At 79.0% G+C, this 1,206-nt stretch carries 1 protein-coding gene; it reads left to right on the top strand.

Translation table 11 applies throughout. The annotated features are described in order from the left end of the window. The coding region (locus ABD308_RS33170; RefSeq protein WP_344343322.1) for an NB-ARC domain-containing protein at nt 1-1,206 on the top strand (1,206 nt) is incomplete at both ends.

The following is a 1,206-nucleotide window of genomic DNA, read 5'->3' as shown; positions in this document are numbered from 1 at the left end:
CGCCGCCCGGCCGTCGGGCGCGCCGCCGCGCCCGGCCCAGCTGCCGCCCGACGCCGCCGACTTCACCGGGCGCACGGCCCCGGTGCGGGTGCTGTGCGAGGCGCTGGCCGCTCCCCCGGAGGCCGGCGGGACGCCGGCGCGGCCGCAGCAGGCGCTGGTGGTGGCGACGGTGGTCGGGATGGGCGGGGTCGGCAAGACGGCGCTGGCGCTGCACGTGGCGCACCGCGTCCGGGAGGCCTACCCGGACGGCCAGCTGTACGCGGACCTGCGCGGCTCGGACCCGGTGCCGGCCGATCCGGAGGCGGTGCTGAGCGGTTTCCTGGTGGCGCTCGGGGTGGCGGCGGACGCGGTGCCGGACGGTCTGGACGCGCGCTCGGCGCTGTTCCGGTCGGTGGTGGACGGCCGGCGGCTGCTGCTGGTGCTGGACAACACCAAGGACGCCGCGCAGATCCGGCCGCTGCTGCCGGGGGCGGTCGGCTGCGCGGTGCTCACCACCGGCCGCACCAGGCCGGCCGGGCTGCCGGTGACCGTGCAGGTCGACCTGGACGTGTTCCAGCCGGAGGAGGCGCTGGACCTGCTCGGCCGCACCATCGGCGCCGAGCGGCTGGCCGCCGAGCCGGACGCCGCCCGGGACCTGGTGGTGGCCTGCGGGCACCTGCCGCTGGCGGTGCGGATCGTGGCCGCCCGGCTGGCCGCGCGGCCGGGCTGGACGGTGGCGACGCTCAGCCGCCGGTTGCAGGTGGAGCGGCGGCGGATCGACGAGCTGCGGATCGGCGACCTCGCGGTGGCGGCGGCCTTCGAACTGAGCTACCGCCAGCTGACGGGCGACCAGGCCCGGGCGTTCCGGCTGGTGGCCTCGGTGGACGGGCCGGACATCGGGCTGCCGGCGGCGGCCGCGCTGCTGGACCTCGACGAGTACGACGCCGAGGACCTGCTGGAGGCGCTGGTGGACGTGGCGATGGTGGAGTCGCCGTTCCCGGGGCGCTACCGGTACCACGACCTGCTGCGGGCGTTCGCGCGCCGACGACCGGCGGAGGGGCCGGAAACCGGCGGGGCCGGCGGGGAGGACGAGGGCCGGGAGGCGGTGGCGGCCCGGGACCGGCTGTTGGACCACCTGCTGGCCACCGCCGGCACCGCCTTCCAGCACGCCGTCCCGGGCGACCCGGCGGCGGGCGTGCTGGGCCCGGCGCGCTCCCCCGGCGTCCC

It is taken from the genome of Kitasatospora putterlickiae (genome assembly GCF_039527695.1).
GTDB classification, from domain to species: Bacteria; Actinomycetota; Actinomycetes; order Streptomycetales; family Streptomycetaceae; genus Kitasatospora; species Kitasatospora putterlickiae.
The sequence above is the reverse complement of the archived record's forward strand: the minus strand, read 5'-3'. Positions and strand labels throughout refer to the sequence as shown.